Origin of the sequence: Flavobacterium sp. (assembly GCF_003525665.1) — a bacterium.
GTDB lineage: Bacteria > Bacteroidota > Bacteroidia > Flavobacteriales > Flavobacteriaceae > Flavobacterium.
The window spans coordinates 12474-13730 of sequence record NZ_DQDX01000191.1; the positions used below are offsets into that span (position 1 = coordinate 12474).

General features: G+C 28.4%; 1 protein-coding gene. It reads right to left on the reverse strand.

What is annotated here, in order from left to right; genetic code table 11:
- Window positions 1-41: 41 nt before the first annotated feature.
- Window positions 42-1181, reverse strand: coding sequence for a M14 metallopeptidase family protein (locus DIU01_RS13550; protein WP_290835314.1), 1140 nt, complete (start codon window positions 1179-1181; stop codon window positions 42-44).
- Window positions 1182-1257: the final 76 nt, after the last annotated feature.

The following is a 1257-nucleotide window of genomic DNA, read 5'->3' on the forward strand; positions in this document are numbered from 1 at the left end:
AAAATAAATACATTTTATTTAATAAAAAAGAATAAATTATGTTATTTTTTTAAACCATTAACAAATTTTATATCTTTTCCTAAACAAAAGTTAGCTTTTTGATTGATTTTCGGAATATTATCAAATTCATCAAAATACTTCATTTTATGAGCATTGTATTGAAAATGACCAAACTTTCCTTTTAATTCTCCAACTTCAACAATATAAGCGTTTAATTGGACATTTGAATCAATAAGTTCTTCTTTGTATTGAGCGGCAAAATTCGTGATTATTTCTTTATTATCATAATTTATTTTAACATTTTTATAAATAAAATCATAAAAAACGACATTATTTTGAGGAATTTGCAAATAAACATCAATTTCATTATCAACTATATCGTTTTCGTAAATATCTGTTAATCCAGAAACTAATGCTATGAAAATCATTTTTCGAGTAAATTCCCTGTAGTAATCGTCTTGATAATGTCCGGCTTCAAATAAAATGGTTGGAACATTTAAAAAAGTAAACATATCACCTATGCAATTCAAATTAAATCCATCGTCAAAACGTCCTACTTGATTTGGAATATGCTTTTGAAGTTCATTATTCATGGCCACAATTACCTTCATGGCTTTTATTCGAACATCATTGATGTCGCGATTTTCATTAAACGATGGTGCTAAAAAAGAAACTGTTGCAACATTTCCAGTAGATCCAGCTCCAAAAATGGTTCTTTGATCATGAAGATTGTAACAAAAATTGGGCTTAAATTCATCAAAAGTTTTACGAAGTAATTGACTCTCGGGTTGCGATAAATTGACTGAATCTCGATTTAAATCGACTTTATTTGCGTTTTCTCGAGTGTAAAGTTCGGCTCCATCAGGATTTACCATCGGAAGAATGCAAAACGTAAAATGATTGAGTAACTTCGCTCCTAGTTCATCATCAGAATTAAGAACATTCAAAAAATCGAATAAAGCTTTGGTCGTAGTACTTTCATTTCCATGCATTTGAGACCACATGAAAATTCTAATTTTACCCGAACCAATAATATGTTTATAAATAGGTTTTCCTTGAACAGAAGTTCCAATTACTTCTGTAGCAAGTTTTTCTAGAAGTGGTTCAATATCTTTTAAAGTAATGTATCTACCAAAAAGCGAATTGGCTTTGTATTGTTTATGTAATTCGAAGTAATCCATAAAATAAATTTGATACAAATGTAATCATCTAGAATTATGAATAAAAAAAAACCTTCAATATTGCACTATTGAAGGT